This is a genomic window from Streptomyces sp. NPDC039424 (assembly GCF_055639495.1).
This window is the reverse complement of sequence record NZ_JBVKAI010000024.1, coordinates 53,972-76,381: the sequence shown is the minus strand read 5'-3', so window position 1 is coordinate 76,381 and position 22,410 is coordinate 53,972. Positions and strand designations below refer to the sequence as shown.

Genomic DNA, 22,410 nt, shown 5'->3' with positions numbered 1-22,410 from the left:
CGTTCGATGGTCGCACCGAGGGCATCGTACCCGCGTGACAGTGCCTCGCCGAAGGGGTGCCGCAGGAGCCGTTCGACGAGGTGGGAGCAGATGGGGCGCGCGCGGCGCGGTGACCCTGGGTGAGCGAATGGCGGCACATGGGGCCCGGAGAGCCGGGCCGCGAGCAGAACGAAGCCCCCGATCACGGGGGAACAACCGGGGGCTTCGCGTATGTGGGCGGCTCCGAATGGCCGCACGTTGAGAACGTAAGACCTGTACGGCCCCCGGGTCAAGCCGAGTTGGAGCACTCGAACAAGATCTCCCGCAAGGGTCTTCACAGGTTCAGCACACAGCGGACGGTCCATCACTCTGGGTGACATCTGGGTCCGGTCCAGGAGTCGCCGCGGGCCCCGGCAGCACCTCGTACCCCTCCTGTGACTGGAGCACCAGAAGATCGGCGTACGGCCGCGAGGGGTCCCCGGCGAAGTGCGCGCGTTCCGCCTCGACCCACCCGGCCCAGAACTCCCGCTGCTCCGCCCCGTCCCGTGTCCGTCCCCGTGTCCAGGACTCCTCGTGCGGCAACTCCATCCACAGCAGCCGCGCCAGGTGCGGGCGCAGGGCGCGGCGGCCGGCGCCGACCCCCTCGACCAGGAGCACGGGAGCGGACGGCAGCGCGCGGGGCGGGCCGAAGCGCCGGGCGCGCCAGTCGTACGGCGTGTAGTGCGCGCTCTCGCCGCGGCCGAGCGGCTCGATCACCTGGGCCAGCAGACGCCCGGTCCAGTCGAAGAGCTCCTCGTGGCTGGCGATGTCGTCCAGGTGCAGCACCGGCGCCCCGCCCAGCGCGGCGGCCAGCCGTCCGGCGAACGTGGACTTCCCCGAACCGGCGTGCCCGTCGACGCCGACGAGGCGGACCGGCCCGCAGGAGGGGGGCAGGGCGCGCAGCCGGCAGGCGAGGTCGTGAATGGCGATTCCCGAGGTGTGGTGCGGTGTGGGGTGTTATCCGGAAACATTCTAGTAGGGGGCTGGGCGGGGCCCGCCCCGGGGATCCGGAGAAACGTATCGCCTTGAACTGGTCTCAAGGTGTCCGGAAATCGTTGCAATGAATCCCGAATCTGCTGACCGATATGTCGAATTCGGCATTCCCGGTGCGCCCGCCGCTGAGTAAGGTGCCTCCTGCGCGACTGCGATGCGCCGTACGGGGATGGACAGGGGTAGATGGCCGCGGAGTTATTCGAAGGGCAGTATGTGTGGCATCCGGCGGCCGACGACCGTCTGCTCGCGAGCGTATGCGTCGACGTGCGCGCCGGACGTTATCGGAGTGCTCACGAAGCCCTCGCCGAGACGGGCACGGACTACGGCCTGCGCGCCCACCGCTCCCTCGTGCTGGCGTCCGAGGCCGCCGGCACCGACCTCGTGGAGCGCTGGCTGGACGAGGAGCCGACACCCGAGGCGGCGCTGATGTGGGCCCGGGTCGCCGTGCAGCGGGCGCTCAGGGCCGCCGACGGCCGGGACGAGCGGGCCGAGGCACTGGAGCGGATCGCGCTGACCGCCTGCGACCGGGCCGCCGCCCTGGCCCCGGCCGACCCCACGCCCTGGGTCGCCCGACTGGCCATGGCCCGGCTGCACCGGCTCCGCGACCCCGCCCCCAACGGGCTGCTGACCGCCCCGCCCGGTCCCTGGCGGCTGTTCGCCCACATCCTGTCCCTCGACCCGTGGCACCGCGAGGCCCACCACCGCTTCCTGTCGTGTTTCTTCACGCGGTACGGCGGCTCGGTCAACTCGGCCTGGGACGTGGCCGCCTTCCTCAGTCAGCGGGCGCCCGCCGACTCCCCGCTGCGCCTGCTGCCCCTGGTCGCCCTGGTGGAGAGCTACAACCCGACCCAGCTGCTCGCCGACCGCGTCTGGGAACAGCCCCAGTGGCGCTCCACGGCTCTCGCGATCTACCACAACTGGCTGCCCGCGGTGGCCGGTTACCGCTTCACCCCGGTGCTCGACCTGGCCTACCTCGCGCACGCGCTGGTCATGGCCCAGCGCGAGTTCGAGGCCCGGGCGGTGTTCACCGCGATGGGCCCCTACGCCTCCCGCATGCCCTGGAGCGCCTTCGGCGACCCCGCCGAGCAGCTCTCCCGGGCCCGGCGCGGCTGCGGCCTGCCGGTGCCGGGGTCCGCCTGATCCGCACGGCTTCCCGTTCGTCCCCCACCCAGAGAAAGGTCGATCTGTGTCAGAACGGATATCGACTCCACGGGCAAGAGCCCGCGGGGAAGAGGACCCGATCGCGCTCGACGACGACGCCACCCTGCACGCGATGGGTTATCCGCGGAAACTCACCCGTCGTTTCAAGGCGTTCGACAATTTCGCGATCTCCTTCACCATCATCAATATCATCTCGGGTATCTTCTCGTCCTTCGGGTACGGTATGAACGCGGGCGGCCCGCGCATTCTCGTATTCGGTTGGATCGGTGTTTCCGTCATGGTGCTGTTCATTGGCGCGGCCATGGCGGAGGTGGCGTCCGCCTATCCGACGAGCGGGGCCCTGTATTTCTCCGCCGGTAAACTCGCCAAACGCCACAAGGGCGCCTGGTCCTGGTACACGGGCTGGCTGAACTTCGTGGGCCAGATCGGCGGCACGGCCGCCACGGGGTACGCGGCCGCGACCTTCGTCCAGGCCTTCATCGCCCTGCAGTGGGATTCGTACACGCCGACCACCCACCAGACGGTCCTGATCACCGCCGTGATCATCGTGCTGCAGGGACTCGCCAACACCTTCACCGTCCAGCTGGTCGCCGTCCTGAACCGCATTTCCGTGTGGTGGCTGCTGATCGGACTCGTGGTGATCGTGAGCACACTGATCGTGATGCCGGACCACCACCAGTCGGCGTCCTTCGTGACGCATTTCGCGAACAACACCGGCTTCACGAACGGCCTTTACGGCGGGATGCTCGGTCTGCTGGTGACCAGTTGGACCTTCACCGGCTTCGACGGCAGCTTCCACATGTCCGAGGAAACGGTCCAGGCGACGGTCAACGCACCCAAGGGGATCACCCGTGCGATCGGCTATTCGGCGATCACCGGGCTGATCCTGATGCTGGCATTGGTCTATAGCATTAGCGACTACGACAAGGTGGCGAGCTCCTCCGCGCCGCCCGTCCAGATTCTCATCGACGGTCTCGGCATGGGCTGGGCGAAGGCGCTGCTGCTCGTCGTGATCGGCTCGATGCTCTTCTGCGGCCTCGCCAACCTCACCAGCAACACCCGGCAGATCTTCGCCTTCTCCCGGGACGGCGCCATGCCCGGTTCGCACCTGTGGCACTCGGTCTCGCCGCGCACCCGTACGCCGGTCAAGGCGGTGTGGCTGGCGGTCGGCTGCTCGCTCGCCCTGGTGCTGCCGGGCTGGTGGTCGCACACGGCGTTCACCGCCATCGTCAGCGTCAACGTCGTCGGGCTGTTCCTCGCCTACGCCGTGCCGGTCTTCCTCAGGCTGCGGCTCGGCGACGAGTTCCAGCCCGGGCCCTGGCACCTGGGCCGCTGGGGCCGGCCGATCGGCTGGCTGGCCGTGGTCTGGATCCTGCTCAGCAGCGTGCTGTTCATGCTGCCGCAGGCCTCGCCGATCACCGTCGACTCCTTCAACTACGCGCCGATCGCGCTGGCCGTGGTCCTGCTGGTGGCCACGGTGTGGTGGTTCGCCACCGCCCGCCGCCGCTTCCAGGGGCCGGTCAGCTACGGCCGTCCGGACGAGGTCGCGGCGATGGACCTCATCTGACGCTCCGGCCCCCGGCCCCGGCCTGCGCACCGCGTACGCCGGGGCCGTTCGCATCCCCGGCGGCCTGCCAATGGCCCAGACCAATATTCGTGGGCGTGGCATGGGCCGAAGTGCTGGCAGGGGCATGCCCGCTCCTCCATAGTTGGCGCACAGCCGTGCATCGGACCGCCCGACTTCTGACACCTGGGGGTCTTCCGCCCATGAGCACAGCCGAACACCCGTCCCGCAGAACCGTCCTGGCCGCGGCCGTCGCCGCCGCGGTGGTCTCCGGTGCCGGCCCCGCGGCCGCCACGGCGGGGGCCGACGCCAAGGAGGCCGGCCGCACCCCGGCCCGCCCGGTCGACTACCGGGCCTGGACCACGTACTCCGACTGGCGCTGCGGCGCCGCCCAGGGCACCCGGCCCGTCGCCGGCGCCCGTCCCGGGCTCGCGATCGGAGCTCCGGCCGGTACCACCGACTACACCGACCCGCACACCGGCACGACCGCCCCCTGGGAGTACGCCACCTGGACCTCGCCGGTGCACCGGCTCGCCGTCCCCGCCACCGAGGTGATCGCCTCCTGGAACGCCCGGACGCCGGCCGGCACCTGGATCCAGGTCGAGATGTCGGGGACGTACTCCGACGGCACCGCCACCCCCTGGTACGTGATGGGCCGCTGGGCTTCGGGTGACCAGGACATCAAGCGGACCTCGGTGGACGACCAGACCGATGGCAGGAGCACCGTCTGGACGGACACCTTCGCCATCGACGACGCCTCCACGGGCCTGCGCCTGGTGTCGTACCGGCTGCGGCTGACCCTCTACCGCAGGCCCGGCACCAGGGCGACCCCGACCGTCTGGCGGCTCGGCGCCATGGGCTCCGACATCCCCGACCGCTTCACCGTCCCGGCCTCCACCCCCGGCCTGGCCCAGGAGTTGACCGTCCCGCGCTACTCGCAGGAGATCCACGCGGGCCAGTACCCGGAGTACGACAACGGCGGCGAGGCCTGGTGCAGCCCCACCTCCTCGCAGATGATCATCGAGTACTGGGGCGGCCGGCTCACCGCCGACCAGCTGTCCTGGGTCGACCCCTCCTACGCCGACCCGCAGGTGTGCCACGCGGCCCGCCACACCTACGACTACCAGTACGCGGGCTGCGGCAACTGGCCGTTCAACGCCGCCTACGCGGCCACGTACAGGGGTCTGCAGGGCGTGGTCACCCGGCTCGGCTCGCTCACCGACCTGGAGACGCTGATCGCGGCCGGCATCCCGGCCATAACGTCCCAGTCCTTCCTCAAGACCGAGCTGACGGGCGCCGGTTACGGCACCTCCGGCCACCTGATGACGGTGATCGGCTTCACCGCCGAGGGCGACGTGATCGCCAATGACCCGGCCTCGCCGAGCGACCCGGCGGTGCGGCGCGTGTACCTGCGGCGGGAGTTCGAAAATATCTGGCTCAGGACCAAGCGGTACAACGCCAGCGGCAAGGTGGTCTCGGGCACGGGCGGCGTCTGCTACCTGTACTTCCCGGCCCATCCCACGCGCCACCAGCGCTGGGCGCTCGCCGCGGCCGGTGTGCGCTGACTCCGGACGGCTGTGACCAACGTCTCCGCCGCGAAAGCCGCTTCCGGTGGCAAGGTGGACAGAACGGTGGGGGGAGTCCATCCGGCCCAGCAGACCTCAGCGAGACACCATGACCGCACACTCGGCCACCGCAGCCCACACCCGTACCCGCACCGGCGGTCCGCAGGACGACGGCCCGCAGATCCTCGAGCACGTTCTGGGCTGGATCCTGGTCGCGGTGATCGCGATGCTCGTGACCCGGCTCGGCCTGCTCTGACCTGGCGCGGGTGCCCTGAACCCGACGGGGCGGTCCGGTTGTTCTGACATACTGCCGATGTCCCGCAGCCCGTTGAGACCAGGGTTTGAATTGAATACGAGGCAACAAGGTGCCACCGTCCGTCCCCCGACGCGCGGCACCGAGCGCTCCGCGGCGCGTCGTGCCGAACTCATCGCCATCGGGCGGAAGTTGTTCGCCGATACGTCCTACGACGCGCTGTCCATGGACGACATCGCACGGCAGGCGCATGTCGCCAAGGGCCTGATCTACTACTACTTCCAGTCCAAGCGCGGCTACTACCTGGCGATCATCCAGGACTCCGTCGCCGGCCTGGTCACCCATGCCTCGAGCGGTCTCGACCTGCCTGCCGTGGACCGGGTCCACCGCACCGTCGACAGCTATCTGCGCTACGCCGAGCACCACCAGGCCGCCTACCGCACCATCGTCAGCGGCGGCGTCGGCTTCGACACCGAGGTGCACGCCATCCGGGACGGCGTGCGCGAGGTGGTCGTGGCGACCATCGCCGAGGGGGCGTACGGCCGCAGCGACATCGCGCCGCTGGCCCGCATGGGCCTGCTCGCCTGGGTGTGCAGCGTCGAGGGCGCCACCCTCGACTGGATCGACCACCCCGGCCTGTCCCGCGAAACCATGCGCGAGCTGCTGGTGAAGACCCTGGGTGGCGCCCTGCGCGCCATCGAGGAACTCGACCCCGCCTATCCGGCCCCCGTGCCGGCCCGCCGGGAGGCCTGAACCCCGGGGTGGTCCATACCAATTTCGGCCAGGGGTCGAAGCCTGCGGTGGACGTCTTGAAGTGAGCGGTCGTTAACTGGTGACGAGAGGTCGCCGATCGGGCATACTCACAGCGCACAGCCGCTGGTCAGCGGCTTCCGAGACCCGGGAGCGCGCGCATCGGCCGGACCCAGACAGACCAGGCGGCGCCGCCCCACCCAAGGCGCACGTCCGCCGATGCGCCCGACAGGGAGGAGAGCGTCGCCATGCCCGACCGCGCCCCGCAGCCGGTGGACCGGCAACTGCCCACGGACGAGGCCCGGGATCTGATCTCGCTCGTCCGCGACATCGCGCAGCGCGAGATCGCACCCACGGCGGCCGAGGAGGAGGACGCCGGACGCTTCCCGCGTGAGATATTCACCCTTCTGTCGGAATCGGGACTGCTGGGTCTGCCGTACGACTCCGAGTACGGTGGCGGCGACCAGCCGTACGAGGTCTACCTCCAGGTCCTGGAGGAGCTCGCCGCCGCCCGCCTCACCGTCGGCCTCGGCGTCAGCGTGCACACCCTGGCCTCCTACGCGCTCGCCGCCCGCGGCACCAAGGAGCAGCAGGTCGAGCACCTGCCCGCGATGCTCGGCGGCGGACTGCTCGGCGCCTACTGCCTCTCCGAGCCGTCCTCGGGCTCGGACGCGGCCTCGCTGCGCACGAAGGCGGTGCGCGACGGTGACGAGTGGGTGATCAACGGCACCAAGGCCTGGATCACCCACGGAGGCATCGCCGACTTCTACACGGTCATGGCGCGCACCGGCGAGGACGGCCCGCGTGGGATCACCGCGTTCCTGGTGCCGGGCGACGCGGAGGGCCTCAGCGCCGCCGCGCCCGAGAAGAAGATGGGCATGAAGGGCTCGCCCACCGCCCAGATCCACTTCGACGGTGTGCGGGTCGCCGACGAGCGGCGCATCGGCGAGGAGGGCCAGGGTTTCGCCATCGCCCTGTCAGCGCTCGACTCCGGGCGCCTGGGCATCGCGGCCTGCGCGATCGGCGTGGCCCAGGCCGCGCTGGACGAGGCGGTCGCCTACGCCACCGACCGCCGGCAGTTCGGACGCCCGATCGCCGACTTCCAGGGCCTGCGCTTCATGCTCGCCGACATGGCCACCCAGATCGAGGCGGGCCGCGCCCTGTACCTGGCGGCGGCCCGGCTGCGGGACGCTGGGCGGCCGTTCGCCAAGCAGGCGGCCATGGCCAAGCTGCACTGCACGGACACGGCGATGAAGGTGACCACCGACGCCGTCCAGATCCTCGGCGGGTACGGCTACACCGCGGACTTCCCGGCGGAGCGCTACATGCGCGAGGCCAAGGTCCTGCAGATCGTCGAGGGCACCAACCAGATCCAGCGGATGGTCATCGCCCGTCACGTCGCGGGGCCGGAAGGCCGCTGAACTGCCCGAGCGTGGCCGACGGGGCCGCCAGTCTGACCCACTCCGGGTCGTGGCGGCCCGGTAGCGTGCGGCCCCGGTCGGCCCAGGCGCGCAACAGGTCGCGGTAGATGGGTGGATCCTGCGGCGGGGGAGGGGGGACCGATCCCGCGGGCGGAGGAACGAACACGCGGTACTGACGCCCTGTCGCCGAATGTGTGGGGGTCATACCAGGGCAACGCCCGCACCGGCGGACAGGTCACCCTTCCCGCAATTCGGGCGTGAGTTCGCGGCCGTCCGGCCACACTCCGCGCCCCTTCCGGCGGCTCCGGACACACCTGTCCCGCACCACGGCGGCATACGTGCCGTGGCGCGGGGCGGCTACCGGGATGTGGTGCGGTGACTCAGGCGGCCCGGCGCATCTCGGGTACGCGCATCGGGCGTGAGCCCGGGCCTCCGACGTGCGAGAAGGGCTGCGTCCGCCAGTTCAGTCCCTGCGGCAGCGTCAGCAGGAGCGCGGTGTCCTGCTCCTGGGGCTGGAAGGACTCGTCCGCGGGACGGGCGTCGGCCGCCGCGCGGCCCGTGCCGGCACACACCGTGAGGCCGAACGGGTTCCACGGCGAGGCGCACAGCGCGTGCTCCGGCAGGATCTCCTCGTCCGCCAGCAGGGCGATGGGCTGTGCGCAGTCCGGGCAGATCACCCGGTACATCTCGAAGGTGTCGTAGGCGTCGGCTTCCTCGACGTCCGTGTCGTCGAAGGCGTCGGGTTCGACGCCCTCCGGCTCGGGTTCGACGACCGGCTGCTGCCGCTTGGGCATGCTACGACCAGGGCGCTTAAGACTCTGCATGGGATTCTCCCCCTCGGGCTGGGCCGCGACGGCACTGCGGCCTCGACCACAGCAAGCACTTCCCGTCCGCTCGCGGCGGTAATCACGAGACCATCACGGAGCCCGCCCGAGGGCTGTGGCGTTGGTCACATGCCACCCGCAGGTGCCCGGTGCGGTGCGTTTGTCCCTCAGATGGCTCACAGCCGGCTCTCGGGGACATCACGAACCGGGTAGGACCTGGGGTGCTCAGGTATCCGAGGAGATCAAGGGCACTGTAGGTTTTGGCGCCATGGAGGAGCTGGACCGACAGATCGTGCAGCTGCTCGTCAAGGACGGGCGGATGAGCTACACAGACTTGGGCAAGGCCACGGGCCTGTCCACGTCGGCCGTGCACCAGCGGGTGCGCCGGCTCGAACAGCGTGGTGTCATCCGCGGCTACGCCGCGGTCGTCGACCCCGAGGCCGTGGGGCTGCCGATGACCGCGTTCATCTCGGTGAAACCGTTCGACCCCAGCGCCCCCGACGACATCGCGGACCGCCTCGCCGGGGTCCCCGAGATCGAGGCCTGCCACAGTGTCGCGGGCGAGGAGAACTACATCCTCAAGGTGCGCGTGGCCACCCCGCACGAGCTGGAGGAACTGCTCGCCCGGGTGCGCAGCCTGGCCGGGGTGTCCACCCGGACGACGGTCGTGCTGTCGACGCCGTACGAGTCGCGGCCGCCGAAGATCTGAACCGGCGGCCCCGGGTGCGGCGCGGCCGGTTTCCCGCGAGAGACTGTCGGTCATGAGTGAACGACCCGCCCCCGGCTCCGAGACCGTCCTCCTGCGCCGCGGCGAGGTGCACAGCCCCGCCGACCCCTTCGCCACCGCGATGGTCGTGGAGCGCGGCCAGGTCGCCTGGGTCGGCTCCGAGGGTGCCGCCGACGCCTTCGCGGACGGTGTCGACGAGGTGGTCGACCTGGACGGCGCCCTGGTCACCCCGGCGTTCACCGACGCCCATGTGCACACCACGGCCACCGGCCTCGCGCTGACCGGCCTGGACCTCTCGGACGCGCCCTCCCTGGAGGCGGCCCTCACCCGGGTACGGGACTTCGCCGCCGCCCGCCCGGACGACCGGGTCCTGCTCGGCCACGGCTGGGACGCCGCCCGCTGGCCCGGCGGACGGCCCCCGACCCGCGCGGAGCTCGACGCGGCCACCGGCGGGCGCCCGCTGTACCTCTCCCGTATCGACGTCCACTCGGCGGTGGTCACGACGGCCCTGCTCGACCTGGTCCCGGGGCAGGTGTCCCACGCGGACGCCCCGCTCACCCGCGACGACCACCACGCCGTACGCGCCGCCGCGTTCGCCGCCGTCACCCCCGCCCAGCGCGCCGAGGCCCAGCGGGCCGCCCTCGCGCACGCCGCCTCCCTCGGCATCGGGTCGGTGCACGAGTGCGGCGGACCGCGGATCTCCTCCGAGGACGACTTCACGGACCTGCTGCGGCTCGCCGCCGAGCAGCCGGGACCGCGCGTGATCGGCTACTGGGCGGAAGGCGATGTGGAGAAGGCGCGGGAGCTGGGCGCGCTCGGCGCCGCGGGCGACCTCTTCGTGGACGGCGCCCTCGGCTCGCACACCGCCTGTCTGCACCAGCCGTACGCCGACGCCGGCCACACCGGCACCGCCTACCTCGACGCGGCCGCCGTCGCCGAGCACGTCATCGCCTGCACCGAGGCGGGCCTCCAGGCCGGCTTCCACGCCATCGGCGACGCCGCCGTCACCGCGGTCGTCGAGGGCGTACGGGCCGCCGCCGAGAAGATCGGCCTCGCCCGCGTCCGCGCCGCCCGGCACCGCGTCGAGCACGCCGAGATGCTCACCCCCGAGACGATCGCGGCCTTCGCCGAGCTCGGCCTGACCGCGTCCGTGCAGCCCGCCTTCGACGCGCTGTGGGGCGGCGAGGACGGCATGTACGCCCGGCGCCTGGGCGCGGAACGGGCGCGGACGCTGAACCCCTTCGCCGCCCTGCTGCGCGCCGGTGTGCCCCTCGCCTTCGGCTCCGACAGCCCGGTCACGCCCCTCGATCCGTGGGGCACCGTCCGCGCCGCCGCCTTCCACCGCACGCCCGAACACCGCGTCTCCGTGCGGGCCGCGTTCACCGCGCACACCCGCGGCGGCTGGCGGGCCGTCGGGCGGGACGACGCGGGCGTCCTGGTGCCCGGCGCGCCCGCGGACTACGCCGTCTGGCGGACCGACGCGCTGGTCGTCCAGGCCCCCGACGACCGTGTCGCGCGCTGGTCGACGGACCCCCGTTCCGGCACCCCCGGTCTGCCCGACCTGACCCCCGGCCACGACCTGCCGGTCTGCCTGCGGACCGTCGTGGGCGGACGGACGGTGTTCGTACGGCCGGGCGAGTGATCTCCCGGGGTGGCGCGGCGGCGATCGGCCGCCGCGACGGCGTCGCGCGACCTGCGCATCCTCTGCGCCGACCGCTCGACCCCGTGTGTTTGCGCAGATCAAACGGCTGTTGACAGCCGATGGAGGCGGGCCGGTAGGTTCGGCCGAGTCCACCACCGGACGCCCGACCGGGGAGCATTTCGCGCACGCGTCGCAGCGCCGCTGGGTCAGGGACGGTGTGCCGCACCGGGGCACCGTCGCTGGGAGCCAGGCTCAGCGCCCGCGCCGACGCGGGACGCTTCCGACCGGCCGGGAAGGTGTGACCCGGGTGGGGCCCGGGCGCTCAGTAGACAACGGCTTTCGGTCGATCCGCAGCCAGCGGGTCCCAGGTCGGCCCGAAGGGCGCCGGGCCCCCATCCGCAGCGGGACGCGATCCGAAAAACACATTCTTACCCCGCTCTTGGGGAATCGACACCACCATACGAACGAGCCGTCGCGTCGGCGCAGGCCGCGGCCACTATGGTGGACCCTGCGTACGACATGTGAAGGGGCAGCAGTGAACGACGGCGACGAGACCCTCGCGGCACAGGACCGGGAGAGGCGGTTCGGTCCGCTCGGCACGGCCTTGGTGATCATCCCGACCTACAACGAGGCGGAGAACATCAAGGCCATCGTCGGCCGGGTGCGCAAGGCGGTTCCCGAGGCTCACGTGCTCGTGGCCGACGACAACAGCCCCGACGGCACGGGCAAGCTCGCCGACGAACTGGCCGCCGAGGACGACCATGTCCAGGTGCTGCACCGCAAGGGCAAGGAGGGCCTCGGCGCCGCCTACCTGGCCGGATTCCGCTGGGGCCTGGACCACGGCTACGGCGTGCTGGTCGAGATGGACGCCGACGGCTCCCACCAGCCCGAGGAACTGCCCCGCCTGCTCACCGCCCTCAAGAGCGCCGACCTCGTGCTCGGCTCCCGCTGGGTGCCCGGCGGCCGGGTGGTGAACTGGCCCAGGTCCCGCGAGTTCCTCTCGCGCGGCGGCTCCACCTACTCGCGCCTCATGCTCGACGTGCCGATCCGTGACGTGACCGGTGGCTTCCGCGCCTTCCGCCGGGAGACCCTGGAGGGCCTGGGCCTCGACGAGGTGGCCTCGCAGGGGTACTGCTTCCAGGTCGACCTGGCCCGGCGCGCGGTCAGGGCCGGCTACCACGTGGTCGAGGTGCCGATCACGTTCGTGGAGCGGGAGCTCGGCGACTCCAAGATGAGCCGCGACATCGTCGTGGAGGCGCTGTGGCGGGTCACGGCGTGGGGCGTGGGCGAGCGGCTGGGCAGGGTCACGGGCAAGGTCAGGCAAGCCCGCTGATCGACCCCCACCCCTTATCCCGCGCTGAGCCGGGGCCGGGCACACTGGTCCCATGACGACTGGCGCTCCGCCCCCTTCGCAGCCCACCACCCGGCCCCGACGCTCCCGGCTGCGCACGTTCCTGCCGCTCGGGATCGCCGCCTGGCTGGTACTGGAGATCTGGCTGCTGACCATGGTCGCGGGCGCGACGAGCGGCTTCGCCGTGTTCATGCTGCTGGTGGCGGGCTTCGTCGCCGGCTCCGTGGTCATCAAGCGGGCCGGCCGCCGTGCCTTCCAGAACCTCAACGAGGCGGTGCAGCGGGGCGGCTCGCCCTCGAAGGGCTCCGGCAACGGCCTGATGATGCTCGGCGGCCTGCTGCTGATGATCCCCGGCCTGATCTCGGACGCGGCGGGTCTGCTGCTCCTGATCCCGCCGGTCCAGAAGGCGGTCAGCGGTTACGCCGAGCGCACCTTCGACCGCAAGCTCCGCGAGGCCGTCCCCGGTGGCCTGGGCGACGTCTTCCAGCAGGCGCGGATGTACCGCCCCGACGGCAAGGTCGTCCAGGGCGAGGTCATCAGGGACCAGCCGGGGGACGCGCCGCGGGAGCAGCGGCCGCCGCTGACCCGCTGAGCGAACACGAAAACCGCGGGCGCCGTACGTCGACTTCACGTACGGCGCCCGCGGTTACTCACGTGCGCTGATGGACCGCCTCAGCCCCGCAGGGGCTATGCGCTCTTGCGGCTGTCCCTGGGGTGAACCGCGATGTTCATCGCCCCGGAGCGCAGTACCGCCAGACGCTCCTCGAGGACCTCTTCGAGTTCCTCGCGGGTGCGCCGCTCCATCAGCATGTCCCAGTGCGTACGCGCGGGCTTGGCCTTCTTCTCCTCAGGGCCGTCGCCGTCCACGAGGAGTGCAGGGGCACCGCAGACCTTGCACTCCCACTCCGGCGGGATCTCCGCCTCCACCGAGAAGGGCATCTCGAAGCGGTGCCCCTTCTCGCATGCGTACTCCACGGCCTGGCGCGGCGCCAGGTCGATGCCGCGGTCCGTCTCGTAGCTGGTCACCACGAGGCGCGTACCGCGAAGAGCTCGCTCACTCATGAATCGTGCCTCCCGGGCTTGTCGCCCACAGGACAGGTGTCGCTGTCGTCGTCATCCGGTCAACGTCCGGTCGGCGGTAAAGATTCCCGATCCGTGTCCCGTTCCGGGTCATGCGTCGCCGTCGTAGCCGCCCCTTGTTGTACCCACCAGCGCCCGGTTTGTCACATCTGCTAGCAGATGTCACCCAGCGTTTCGGCTTCTTTGACGCGCAGTAACGGTACGCCTGGCAGGCCAAACGCGTACACTACCGCCCTTTCGTGTTGAGCGCTAAATCTTCTCCGGAACCGGGTTGCCCGCCTCGCCGATCGCACGCCGCACCGGCACCCGCGCGAGCAACACGAACCCGATGACGAAGAAGGCCACCAGCGAGATGATCGCCGAGCGGTAGCTGCCGCTCAGCTGGTAGGTGATCCCGAACAGCAGTGGGCCGAGCCAGCTCATCCCGCGGTCGCTCATCTCGTAGGCCGCGAAGTACTCGGCCTCCTTGCCGGGCGGGACCAGATGCGAGAACAGCGAGCGGGAGAGCGCCTGGCTGCCGCCCAGGACCAGCCCGATCCCGGCGGCGAGCGCGAAGAACCACACCGGCGCCCCGGCGGGCAGGAAGTACCCGGCCCCCAGGGTGAGCGTCCAGGCGACCAGCGAGCCGAGGATCGTCCGCTGCGCGCCGTACGTCCGCGCAAGCCGCCCCATCGCCAGGGCGCCCGCGACGGCCAGTACCTGCACCAGGAGCACGGCCCCGATGAGCGTCGACTGCCCGAGTCCCAGCTCCTCGGAGCCGTAGACCGAGGCCTGGGAGATCACGGTCTGGATGCCGTCGTTGTAGATGAGATAGGCCAGCAGGAAGGCGAGTGTCAGCGGGTGGCGCCGCATGTCCCGGACCGTGGCCGCGAGCTGCCGCAGCCCGGGCGCGGTGGCCTCCCGTACCGTCCCGGCGCGGCGGTCGCGCAGCCGCCGCAGCGGTACGAGAGTGAAGGCGCCCCACCACAGGCCGGCCGACGCCAGACAGACGCGTACCGCCGCCGTCTCGGAGAGCCCGAAGGTGTCGTGCGCGGAGTACAGCACCAGGTCGACGATCAGGACCAGGGCGCCCGCCGCGTAGCCGAAGGCCCAGCCGCGGGAGGAGACCGCGTCGCGTTCCTCGGGCGGCGCGATCTGCGGGAGGTAGGAGTTGTAGAGCATCATCGCCACGGACTGCGCCGCGTTCGCGACGATCAGCAGGACGCCGCCCAGGAGATAGCGGTCGCCGTCCAGGAAGAACATGCCGGTCGTCGCCGCCGCGCCGGTGTAAGCGGCAGCGCCGAGGAGGGGCTTCTTGCGGCCCGTGCGGTCGGCCGCGCTGCCCACCAGGGGCATCACCACGACCGCCAGGATCACCGACAGGGACACCGAGTACGCGAAGAAGGAACCGGCCCGGACCGGCACCCCCAAGGGGTGGACGAAGCCGTCGGGGTCCGCCGCCGACTTGGCGACCGAGGTGAGGTAGGGGCCGAGGAACACGGTCAGCACGCTCGTGGAGTAGACCGAGCACGCCCAGTCGTAGAAGTACCAGCCGCGCTGCTCGCGCCGTCGCCCGGCGGACTCGTCGGCCGCCTCCGCCCGCACGGTGTCGGTGCCCACCCGTGCCCTCGCTTCCCCGCTGAAGTGCCGTGCGAAAGCCGGGCGCGGCGCCCGGAGGGTCAGACCCAGACGCCCCGGTCCTCCATGACCTTGCGCAACGTGTCGATGTGATCGGTCATGATGCCATCGACGCCCAGGTCCAGGAGCCGGCGCATCCGCTTGGGCTCGTTGATCGTCCACACGTGCACCTGCAGCCCGCGCGCGTGGGCCACGCGTACGAAGCGCTGGTCGACCACCGGGACACCCGACTGGGCCTCGGGCACCTGCGCGGCGACCGCCGACCGCCGCACCGCGGCGGGCAGCCCCCAGGAGCGCAGCCGGAGGTTGAGCACCCCGCGCGTGCCGAACGACGTGGCCAGCCGCGGTCCGGCCAGCCGCTGGGCGCGCAGCACCCGCGCCTCCGAGAAGGAGCCGACGCAGACGCGGTCCCAGGAGTTCGTCCGCCCGATCAGCTCCAGCAGCGGGCGCAGGGCGGGCTCCGCCTTGACGTCGACGTTCCAGCGGACGTCAGGGAAGGTCTCCAGGAGCTCCTCGAAGAGCGGGACCGGTTCGCGGCCCGCCACGCGCGCGTGCCGGACGTCCTCCCAGGGCAAGTCGGCGATCCGGCCCGCGCCGTCCGTGACCCGGTCCAGGGTCGCGTCGTGGAAGGCGACCAGCTTTCCGTCCGCCGTGGCGTGCACGTCGGTCTCGATGTACCGGTAGCCCAGCTCGACCGCGCGGCGGAACTGCGCCACGGTGTTCTCCAGGCCGTCGGCGGCCCCGCCCCGGTGGGCGAAGGCGAGGGGACCAGGATGGTCCAGGTACGGGTGGCGTACGAGCGTGCTCACGGACGCAGTATCACCCGTTCGGGTGTCCCCTTGGCAACGATTGTGCTGCTACCGGATTCCGGCTGGACGGTGAACAGGCGCAGGAAGATCTGCGCCAGCGGGCCGATGGCCAGGGCGTACAGGATCGTGCCCACCCCGACCGTGCCGCCCAGCGCGAAGCCGGTGGCGACGACGGTGATCTCCACGCCGGTGCGGATCAGCCGGATCGAGCGGCCCGTGCGCCGGTGCAGTCCGGTCATCAGGCCGTCGCGCGGGCCGGGGCCGAGGTCCGCGGCGATGTAGAGGCCGGTCGCCATGCCGTTGAGCACGACGCCGGCCACGAGGAGCGGGATCCTGACGGCCAGGGCCCGCGGTTCGGGCAGCACGGACAGGGTGGCGTCCATGGCGAACCCGATCACCAGGACGTTGGAGACCGTGCCGAGTCCGGGGCGCTGGCGCAGCGGGATCCACAGCAGCAGGACCGCCGCGCCCACGATCGTCAGTACGACGCCCATGTTCAGCCCCGTGAGTTTCGCGAGGCCCTGGTGCAGGACGTTCCAGGGCTCCAGGCCGAGACCGGCCTTCACAAGGAGCGCGGAGCTCGCGCCGTACAGCGCGAGTCCGGCGTACAGCTGGATCAACCGCCTCGCCATGTGCCGCTTCGCGGACAAAGGGTCCCCCCGGTGGTGGTAGTGGCCTGACCCGTGACACTCTGTGGCTTGGAAAGAGGCATCATCCATGGCCAATCCAAGGAAGGTGGACTGATCGTCATGGCCCAGTGGACCTCGGCGGTGGGCGCCGCGCAGCTCGCCCGGCTGCTCAACTCGCAGCAGGACCGCCCCGCCGGTGCCGGTACGCGCCGTCCGCCCGCCTACCGCGCGCTCGCCGACGGCATCCGGCTGCTGGTGCTCGAAGGGCGGGTGCCCGTGGCCGCCCGGCTGCCCGCCGAGCGCGAGCTGGCGCTCTCCCTCTCCGTCAGCCGCACCACCGTCGCCGCCGCCTACGAGGCGCTGCGCGCCGAGGGCTTCCTGGAGTCCCGGCGCGGCGCGGGCAGCTGGACGGCCGTCCCGGCGGGCAACCCCCTGCCCGCCCGGGGACTGGAACCCCTGCCCCCCGAGGCGCTGGGCTCGATCATCGACCTGGGCTGCGCCGCCCTGCCCGCCCCCGAGCCATGGCTCACCCGCGCGGTACAGGGCGCCCTGGAGGAACTGCCGCCGTACGCCCACACGCACGGCGACTACCCGGCGGGGATCCCGGCGCTGCGCTCGATGATCGCCGAGCGCTACAGCGCGCGCGGGATCCCGACCATGCCCGAGCAGATCATGGTGACGACCGGCGCGATGGGCGCCATCGACGCGATCTGCCACCTCTTCGCGGGCCGCGGCGAGCGCATCGCCGTCGAGTCGCCCTCGTACGCCAACATCCTCCAGCTGATGCGGGAGGCGGGCGCCCGGCTCGTGCCGGTCGCCATGGGCGAGGGGCTCAGCGGGTGGGACATGGACCGCTGGCGCCAGGTGCTGCGGGACGCCGCGCCCCGGCTCGCCTATGTCGTCGCCGACTTCCACAACCCCACCGGCGCCCTCGCCGACGAGGACCAGCGGCGCCGGCTGGTGGACGCGGCCCGCTCGGCGGGCACGGTGCTCGTCGCCGACGAGACGATGACCGACCTGTGGCTGGACGAGGACCTCGACGCCGCCGCGATGCCGCGCCCGGTGTGCGGCTTCGACCCGGCCGGCTCCACGGTGATCACCGTCGGCTCGGCCAGCAAGGCCTTCTGGGCCGGGATGCGGATCGGCTGGGTACGGGCGGCCCCCGACGTGATCCGCAGCCTGGTCGCCGCGCGCGCCTACGCCGACCTGGGCACACCCGTCCTGGAGCAGCTCGCCGTCAACTGGCTCTTCAGCACCGGCGGCTGGGAACAGGCGGTCGACCTGCGCCGCGCCCAGGCCCGCGAGAACCGCGACGCCCTGGTCGCCGCCGTCCGCCGTGAGCTGCCCACCTGGGACTTCCAGGTCCCCCAGGGCGGTCTCACGCTCTGGGTGCGCGCGGGCGGTCTGTCCGGCTCGCGGCTGGCGGAGGCGGGGGAGCGGGTCGGCGTACGCGTCCCGTCCGGCCCGCGCTTCGGGGTCGACGGCGCCTTCGAGGGGTTCGTGCGGCTGCCGTTCACCGTGGGGGGAGCGGTGGCCGAGGAGGCGGCGGTACGGCTGGCCGCCGCCGCCCGCCTGGTGGAGACGGGCGCGAGCGGAGGGACGGAGTCCCTGCGCACGTTCGTGGCGTAGCTGCCGTGGGGTGCGGCCGGCCTCACGAACTCTCGGCCGCCACAGCCTCCGCGGGCACCGGCTCCGGCTCCGGATCCGCCCCCTTCACCGGCACGGTCTCCCCGTCCGCCGGCGTCGTCCGCGGCGGCAGCAACGCCATCACCGCCTGCCGGTCCGCATCGCTGGTGGCGTCGTCGTACGGATCCGGCGTCGAGGGCACCTGCAGCCGATGCACGGGCCCATGGCCCAGCCGCGCGTAACCCCGCCCGGGCGGGACCTGCGCCAACGGCGTCGTATGGGGCGGCAGGCCCAGCACGTCGACCAGTTGCTCCGCCGTCGCGGGCCCGAGCACGACACGCGCGCGCGTGTGGTGCCGTACCGCGTCGCTCAACACTTCCGCGCTGTCGAACTGTTCGGCCACGGCGACGGTCACATGGGCCGCCCGGCCGTGCCGCAGTGGCACCTGGAGCAGCGTCTGCGGATCCTTGCGTCCGTCCGCCGCGGCCACGTGGGAGAGGGCGCTCGGCCGGTCCAGCAGGATCCACAGCGGTCGCTTGGTGTCCTCCGGCGGCGGGTGGCCCGCCTGTCGCGCCCGGTTGACCGCGATCAGCCGTCGCTCCGTCTCGTGCGCGGCCCACTCCAGGCTGGCCAGCACCCCGGCCAGCCCGCACTCCACCGCGAGCACCCCGTCCCGCCCGGTCAGGCAGGCGTACTCGCCGGTGCCGCCCCCCTCGACGATGAGCACGTCACCGTACTGGAGCGCCTGGAGCGCGATGGACCTCAGCAGGGTCGAGGTGCCGCTGCCCGGCCGGCCCATGACCAGCAGGTGCGGCTCGGTGGACCGCGGTCCGGTGCGCCACACCACCGGAGGCGCGTCGCGCTGTTCCTCGCCGTAGGAGAGGGGCAGCGTGCGCTGGACCTCGGTCGGGTCGGTGAAGCCGAGGACCGTCTCGCCGGGCGCGGTGACGAACCGCTGGGCGGCGATGTCGGTGGGCAGCGGGGCGAGGACGGTGACGGTGAGCTCGTTGCCCTCCTCGTCCCAGGCGAAGTGGTACTCGCGGCCCCGGCCGGCCTTCGCGGCGAGCAACTGCTCGATCCGCGCGCGGGCCTCGGGCTCACCGTCCGGGAAGTACGCCGGATAGCGGATCACGAGGTGACCGACGCGCCCCGCGTCGTCGAACTCGTGCGCGGTGAAGGCCTTGTCCCACTCCCCGCCGTGCGCGTACAGCGGGGCGGGGTCCTCGGCGGCCGAGAAGTACGGCACCAGGGCCTCGTACAGCGTCCGAAGGCGCTGCGTCTGCGACTCGTCGGGCCCTTGGGGCCCGGGCGGCGTGCGGTCTCGGCCGTGCCAGGCCGCCGCCGCCATCAGGGTGATGGCGGCGAGCAGCGGTCCGTACGGCACCAGCGCCACCACCAGGACCACCGAGGCCGCCAGGAACAGCAGCGGCCCGCGCCTGTCCTTGGGTGTCTCCGCCCACCTGCGCCGCCCGGCCGAGGCCAGCCGGCGCAGTCCGCGCGTCATGGTGATCAGCGGGTGGAGGACGTCGGTGGCGCTGTCGGCCGCCGTCCGGGCCAGCTCCCGGCTCCGGGCGATCTGCGCGCTGCCGTTGCTCAGAATGCGGGGGAGAGGGCGCCGGGCCACTGCTGTCTCCTGATGGTGCGTGCGGGCGGGACGGGCGGCGTCACCAGGTTCAGAACTTGATGCCACCGAGGAGGCTCGCCAGGCTCTCGCCCCCGGCCTTGATGCTGGGTGCGATGGCCGTGCTGGACAGGTAGAAGCCGAACAGGGCCGAGATGCATGCGTGCGAGCCCTTGAGCCCGTCCTTCCGGAAGAAGAGGAAGACCACGATGCCGAGCAGGACGACGCCTGAGATGGAGAGGATCATTTGGGGGCTCCTGGTGTCGAGGGGGACAGTCACCCTGAGTTCTTCCAGGATCACAGCATGTATCCATACGATAAAAGGTGCAACTGGGTGAAAACTGGCTGATTTCCATCTAGCGGCGCAGTGGCACCTCCTGCTGATCTTCACCTCGGGTCTTTACCTCGGGCAGATCGGGTCATGTGCCGCCGGAGCCAGTACGCTGGCGATTCACCCGTACGGCGGCGGGTCGCCCGCTGCCGTACGCTCCCTCAGTCCCGAACGTTCCCGAAGTTCCAAGGAGAGGCGGTCCGGCCGATGAGCGAAGCCCCCGACCCCGAGGTCGTGGAGCTGGCGACCAAGATCTTCGATCTGGCCCGCAAGGGACGGACCGAAGACCTTGTGGCGTACGTCGACGCGGGGGTCCCGGCCAACCTCACCAACGACCGCGGTGACTCGCTGGTGATGCTCGCCGCCTACCACGGCCACGCCGACGCGGTGCGCGCGCTGCTCGCCCGGGGTGCCACGCCCGACCAGGTGAACGACCGGGGCCAGACCCCGCTCGCGGGAGCCGTCTTCAAGGGTGAGGCGGACGTGATCAAGGCTCTTCTGGAAGGCGGCGCCGATCCGGCGGCGGGTACTCCGTCGGCCGTCGACACCGCCCGGATGTTCGGTAAGAGGGAAGTCCTGGAATTGTTCGGCGCGCACTGATCCGAACGTCCTGACCAGGTACGACACGGAAAACGGGGGAGGCGGTAAAGGGCCGCCGGAAATACGGTCGCGGCAGGAGAAACCCGCGGGTCATCATGACGTCGTGATTCACGGACGCGATGGCTGGGCAGGTGTTGCCGCACCACGCGGGCCGTGATGCGGTCCGCATGGGCCACAGACGAGAGGCAGAGGAAGATGGTCTACAGCAAGCAAGAGACGGCGGGCGCCCCGACGTTGTGTCACGCGGCCAGGTAATGCGTGTTCCCCGGTTGCGTCGACGCTTGATGTGAGGCTGTTTCCCATGTTCGATCCGGTCATAGCGCCCAGCGGTACGCTGCTCGGCCTGCTCCAGCGGGGCCGCGGCGACGGCACGCTGCACGCGCTCACCGCCCCGCGCGCCGAAGCGCTCGCGGCCCTGAACCACTGTGTGCTGCGCGACCCCCGTCACGACTGGCAGGTGGAGAACCGCTCCCTCTACTACGCCCGCCTGTACCTCGATCTGAACGGCGAACTCGACGCCATCGAGGCACACCTCTTCGACCCCGAGGACACCCTCGACACCGACGAGTCCCGTACCGGTCTCGCGCTCGCCGTCCTCGGTCACCTCGCCTCGTACGGCAGGCGGGACGCGCTCGAAATGCTGCGCAGGTACGCCGCCCGCGGCTCCAACTGGGCCTGGGCCCTCGACGAACTCGCGCTGCGCGACGACGACGCGGCGCTGCGCGCCCTCGCCGCACCCGTCCTGGCGCGCTTCTCCACCGACCCCGAGGGCGAGGCCGAGCTGGCCGCCGTCGTGCGCGACGCGTTCGAGCCCCGGCCGTGGCGGCTGTGGGCCGAGGATCCGCGCGAATCGATCGCCACACGCGTGCGTGCCGCCCAGGAAACGGGCTGCTTCGACCGCTGGCAGCGGCAGATGCGGCCCAGCGGGCCCCGCCCGGACTGGAGCGTGCGAGCCGTACTCGAATGGGCCCAGCAGGGTGTCGAACGCGGCGCCGCCCTCCATGTCCCGGCCGCCCGCTGTCTGGTCGCCGTGGCCGGCCCCGAGGACCGTGCGGAGATCGTGCGGGCCGCTCAGAACGGCACCGAGGGCGCCCGGTGCACCGCCCTGCGCTACCTCGCCGACAGCAACGACCCCGCCGCCCTCGGCCTGATCGAGGCCGCCGTCGCCGACGGCACGACGCCGGTCGTGGAGGCCGCCGTGGCGGCCTTCGAACGGATGCGCAGCATCGCCGCCGTAGACCGCGCGCGCGGCTGGGCCCATCGGCCCGACGCCCTCGGCGCCGCCGCCGGACGCATGCTCGCCTGCCGCGGCGGCGCCCAGGACAGCGACCTCGTCCTAGGGGCCCTGCGCGAGGCCGTGCGGGGCGAGGGCCCCGACGCGCCGACCCTGTGGACCCTCGTCGACGGCACCGGACGGCTCGGCATCGCCTGCGCCGCCCCCGTCCTGCGCCATGTCTACCGTGAGACGGCCTCCTCCCATCTCCGGGGCCGCGCCGCCCGCGCGCTGGCCGCCACCGACCCCTCCTTCGCCACCGGATTCGCCGTCGAATGCCTCTGGGACTGCGAGGAGACCACCCGCGAGATCGCCGCCCGGCACGCCGAGACCGGCGACGCCCGCGTGGTCGAGCGACTGCGCCGGCTCGCCGCCGACCCGGCCGAGGAGGCCGAGGTCCAGACCGCGGTACGCAGCCGGATCGCACCGGAAGGGCCTGCCCTGTGAACACCGGGTGACCCGCGGGTCAGGAGGGCGTGGACACGATCCGACCCGCTCGGGTGTGCGGTGCAACGCTCACAGGACGTTCCTCGTCCGGAAAGATCCACGTTGACG

Annotated in this window: 21 protein-coding genes; 13 read left to right on the top strand and 8 right to left on the bottom strand. The window is 71.9% G+C overall.

What is annotated here, in order from left to right:
* Nucleotides 1-321: 321 nt before the first annotated feature.
* Nucleotides 322-942 carry a uridine kinase family protein gene (locus ACZ7L0_RS38020; RefSeq protein WP_471247195.1) on the bottom strand — a complete coding sequence of 207 codons (621 nt, stop codon included), beginning with the start codon at nt 940-942 and terminating at the stop codon, nt 322-324.
* A 252-nt stretch (nt 943-1,194) separates the two neighbouring features.
* Here ACZ7L0_RS38020 and ACZ7L0_RS38015 point away from each other — a divergent pair, with 252 nt between their 5' ends.
* The 6 genes from ACZ7L0_RS38015 (at nt 1,195) to ACZ7L0_RS37990 (ending at nt 7,725) form a co-directional block, all read left to right on the top strand.
* On the top strand, nt 1,195-2,151 hold the full coding sequence (locus ACZ7L0_RS38015; RefSeq protein WP_471247145.1) for a hypothetical protein: 957 nt from the start codon (nt 1,195-1,197) through the stop codon (nt 2,149-2,151).
* A 46-nt stretch (nt 2,152-2,197) separates the two neighbouring features.
* Nucleotides 2,198-3,739, top strand: coding sequence for an amino acid permease (locus ACZ7L0_RS38010; RefSeq protein WP_471247144.1), 1,542 nt, complete (start codon nt 2,198-2,200; stop codon nt 3,737-3,739).
* Nucleotides 3,740-3,939: 200 nt separating this feature from the next.
* The gene (locus tag ACZ7L0_RS38005; protein WP_471247143.1) at nt 3,940-5,301 is read left to right on the top strand and encodes a peptidase C39 family protein; all 1,362 of its coding nucleotides are present in this window, start codon (nt 3,940-3,942) and stop codon (nt 5,299-5,301) included.
* A gap of 109 nt (nt 5,302-5,410) precedes the next feature.
* Nucleotides 5,411-5,557, top strand: a complete 147-nt coding sequence (locus tag ACZ7L0_RS38000; protein ID WP_471247142.1) for an SCO1431 family membrane protein — start codon at nt 5,411-5,413, stop codon at nt 5,555-5,557.
* A 57-nt stretch (nt 5,558-5,614) separates the two neighbouring features.
* On the top strand, nt 5,615-6,307 hold the full coding sequence (locus ACZ7L0_RS37995; RefSeq protein WP_471247141.1) for a TetR/AcrR family transcriptional regulator: 693 nt from the start codon (nt 5,615-5,617) through the stop codon (nt 6,305-6,307).
* A gap of 245 nt (nt 6,308-6,552) precedes the next feature.
* The gene (locus ACZ7L0_RS37990) at nt 6,553-7,725 is read left to right on the top strand and encodes an acyl-CoA dehydrogenase family protein (RefSeq protein WP_471247140.1); all 1,173 of its coding nucleotides are present in this window, start codon (nt 6,553-6,555) and stop codon (nt 7,723-7,725) included.
* 380 nt (nt 7,726-8,105) lie between these two features.
* Here the strand turns inward: ACZ7L0_RS37990 and ACZ7L0_RS37985 are convergent, their stop codons facing one another.
* Entirely contained in the window at nt 8,106-8,549 is a 444-nt protein-coding gene (locus ACZ7L0_RS37985; protein ID WP_471247139.1) for a hypothetical protein, read from the bottom strand.
* Between the two features lie 268 nt (nt 8,550-8,817).
* On the opposite strand from ACZ7L0_RS37985, the gene ACZ7L0_RS37980 reads away from it, so the two are divergent.
* From ACZ7L0_RS37980 to fxsA, 4 genes are all read left to right on the top strand, one after another.
* Nucleotides 8,818-9,258 carry an Lrp/AsnC family transcriptional regulator gene (locus ACZ7L0_RS37980; protein WP_471247138.1) on the top strand — a complete coding sequence of 147 codons (441 nt, stop codon included), beginning with the start codon at nt 8,818-8,820 and terminating at the stop codon, nt 9,256-9,258.
* 52 nt (nt 9,259-9,310) lie between these two features.
* Nucleotides 9,311-10,918 (top strand): amidohydrolase, encoded by a 1,608-nt coding sequence (locus tag ACZ7L0_RS37975; protein ID WP_471247137.1) that lies wholly within the window; start codon nt 9,311-9,313, stop codon nt 10,916-10,918.
* A 535-nt stretch (nt 10,919-11,453) separates the two neighbouring features.
* A complete protein-coding gene (locus ACZ7L0_RS37970) occupies nt 11,454-12,251 on the top strand; it encodes a polyprenol monophosphomannose synthase (protein ID WP_471247136.1) in 798 nt (265 codons plus the stop codon).
* 52 nt (nt 12,252-12,303) lie between these two features.
* Nucleotides 12,304-12,861, top strand: a complete 558-nt coding sequence (gene fxsA, locus ACZ7L0_RS37965; RefSeq protein WP_471247135.1) for an FxsA family membrane protein — start codon at nt 12,304-12,306, stop codon at nt 12,859-12,861.
* A 95-nt stretch (nt 12,862-12,956) separates the two neighbouring features.
* Here fxsA and ACZ7L0_RS37960 read toward each other — a convergent pair whose 3' ends face one another.
* From ACZ7L0_RS37960 to yczE, 4 genes are all read right to left on the bottom strand, one after another.
* Entirely contained in the window at nt 12,957-13,331 is a 375-nt protein-coding gene (locus ACZ7L0_RS37960) for an RNA polymerase-binding protein RbpA (protein WP_009187548.1), read from the bottom strand.
* Between the two features lie 267 nt (nt 13,332-13,598).
* Nucleotides 13,599-14,948, bottom strand: coding sequence for an MFS transporter (locus tag ACZ7L0_RS37955; protein ID WP_471247134.1), 1,350 nt, complete (start codon nt 14,946-14,948; stop codon nt 13,599-13,601).
* 59 nt (nt 14,949-15,007) lie between these two features.
* Nucleotides 15,008-15,775, bottom strand: a complete 768-nt coding sequence (locus ACZ7L0_RS37950) for a glycerophosphodiester phosphodiesterase (RefSeq protein WP_471247133.1) — start codon at nt 15,773-15,775, stop codon at nt 15,008-15,010.
* Nucleotides 15,772-16,407: a membrane protein YczE gene (gene yczE / locus ACZ7L0_RS37945; protein ID WP_471247132.1), complete on the bottom strand. Its 636-nt coding sequence runs from the start codon at nt 16,405-16,407 to the stop codon at nt 15,772-15,774. Before yczE ends, ACZ7L0_RS37950 begins: the two co-directional genes overlap by 4 nt.
* 117 nt (nt 16,408-16,524) lie before the next feature.
* Between yczE and ACZ7L0_RS37940 the strand changes: the two genes are divergently transcribed.
* Nucleotides 16,525-18,033 carry an SCO1417 family PLP biosynthesis transcription factor gene (locus tag ACZ7L0_RS37940; protein ID WP_471247131.1) on the top strand — a complete coding sequence of 503 codons (1,509 nt, stop codon included), beginning with the start codon at nt 16,525-16,527 and terminating at the stop codon, nt 18,031-18,033.
* A 22-nt stretch (nt 18,034-18,055) separates the two neighbouring features.
* Here ACZ7L0_RS37940 and ACZ7L0_RS37935 read toward each other — a convergent pair whose 3' ends face one another.
* Together ACZ7L0_RS37935 and ACZ7L0_RS37930 are read right to left on the bottom strand one after the other, a co-directional pair.
* Nucleotides 18,056-19,654, bottom strand: a complete 1,599-nt coding sequence (locus ACZ7L0_RS37935; RefSeq protein ID WP_471247130.1) for a hypothetical protein — start codon at nt 19,652-19,654, stop codon at nt 18,056-18,058.
* A gap of 49 nt (nt 19,655-19,703) precedes the next feature.
* Nucleotides 19,704-19,898 carry a hypothetical protein gene (locus ACZ7L0_RS37930; protein WP_471247129.1) on the bottom strand — a complete coding sequence of 65 codons (195 nt, stop codon included), beginning with the start codon at nt 19,896-19,898 and terminating at the stop codon, nt 19,704-19,706.
* Nucleotides 19,899-20,189: 291 nt separating this feature from the next.
* Between ACZ7L0_RS37930 and ACZ7L0_RS37925 the strand changes: the two genes are divergently transcribed.
* Complete coding sequence (locus ACZ7L0_RS37925) at nt 20,190-20,582, top strand: ankyrin repeat domain-containing protein (protein WP_471247128.1); 393 nt, start codon at nt 20,190-20,192, stop codon at nt 20,580-20,582.
* Between the two features lie 301 nt (nt 20,583-20,883).
* Complete coding sequence (locus ACZ7L0_RS37920; protein WP_471247127.1) at nt 20,884-22,302, top strand: HEAT repeat domain-containing protein; 1,419 nt, start codon at nt 20,884-20,886, stop codon at nt 22,300-22,302.
* Nucleotides 22,303-22,410 lie beyond the last annotated feature (108 nt).

Coding starts and splice junctions, on each gene's coding strand:
- ACZ7L0_RS38015 (WP_471247145.1), top strand. CDS start 1,195: ATGGCCGCGGAGTTATTCGAAGGGCAGTATGTGTGGCATCCGGCGGCC.
- ACZ7L0_RS38005 (WP_471247143.1), top strand. CDS start 3,940: ATGAGCACAGCCGAACACCCGTCCCGCAGAACCGTCCTGGCCGCGGCC.
- ACZ7L0_RS38000 (WP_471247142.1), top strand. CDS start 5,411: ATGACCGCACACTCGGCCACCGCAGCCCACACCCGTACCCGCACCGGC.
- ACZ7L0_RS37995 (WP_471247141.1), top strand. CDS start 5,615: ATGTCCCGCAGCCCGTTGAGACCAGGGTTTGAATTGAATACGAGGCAA.
- ACZ7L0_RS37990 (WP_471247140.1), top strand. CDS start 6,553: ATGCCCGACCGCGCCCCGCAGCCGGTGGACCGGCAACTGCCCACGGAC.
- ACZ7L0_RS37985 (WP_471247139.1), bottom strand. CDS start 8,549: ATGCAGAGTCTTAAGCGCCCTGGTCGTAGCATGCCCAAGCGGCAGCAG.
- ACZ7L0_RS37980 (WP_471247138.1), top strand. CDS start 8,818: ATGGAGGAGCTGGACCGACAGATCGTGCAGCTGCTCGTCAAGGACGGG.
- ACZ7L0_RS37975 (WP_471247137.1), top strand. CDS start 9,311: ATGAGTGAACGACCCGCCCCCGGCTCCGAGACCGTCCTCCTGCGCCGC.
- fxsA (WP_471247135.1), top strand. CDS start 12,304: ATGACGACTGGCGCTCCGCCCCCTTCGCAGCCCACCACCCGGCCCCGA.
- ACZ7L0_RS37960 (WP_009187548.1), bottom strand. CDS start 13,331: ATGAGTGAGCGAGCTCTTCGCGGTACGCGCCTCGTGGTGACCAGCTAC.
- yczE (WP_471247132.1), bottom strand. CDS start 16,407: ATGGCGAGGCGGTTGATCCAGCTGTACGCCGGACTCGCGCTGTACGGC.
- ACZ7L0_RS37940 (WP_471247131.1), top strand. CDS start 16,525: ATGGCCCAGTGGACCTCGGCGGTGGGCGCCGCGCAGCTCGCCCGGCTG.
- ACZ7L0_RS37930 (WP_471247129.1), bottom strand. CDS start 19,898: ATGATCCTCTCCATCTCAGGCGTCGTCCTGCTCGGCATCGTGGTCTTC.
- ACZ7L0_RS37925 (WP_471247128.1), top strand. CDS start 20,190: ATGAGCGAAGCCCCCGACCCCGAGGTCGTGGAGCTGGCGACCAAGATC.
- ACZ7L0_RS37920 (WP_471247127.1), top strand. CDS start 20,884: ATGTTCGATCCGGTCATAGCGCCCAGCGGTACGCTGCTCGGCCTGCTC.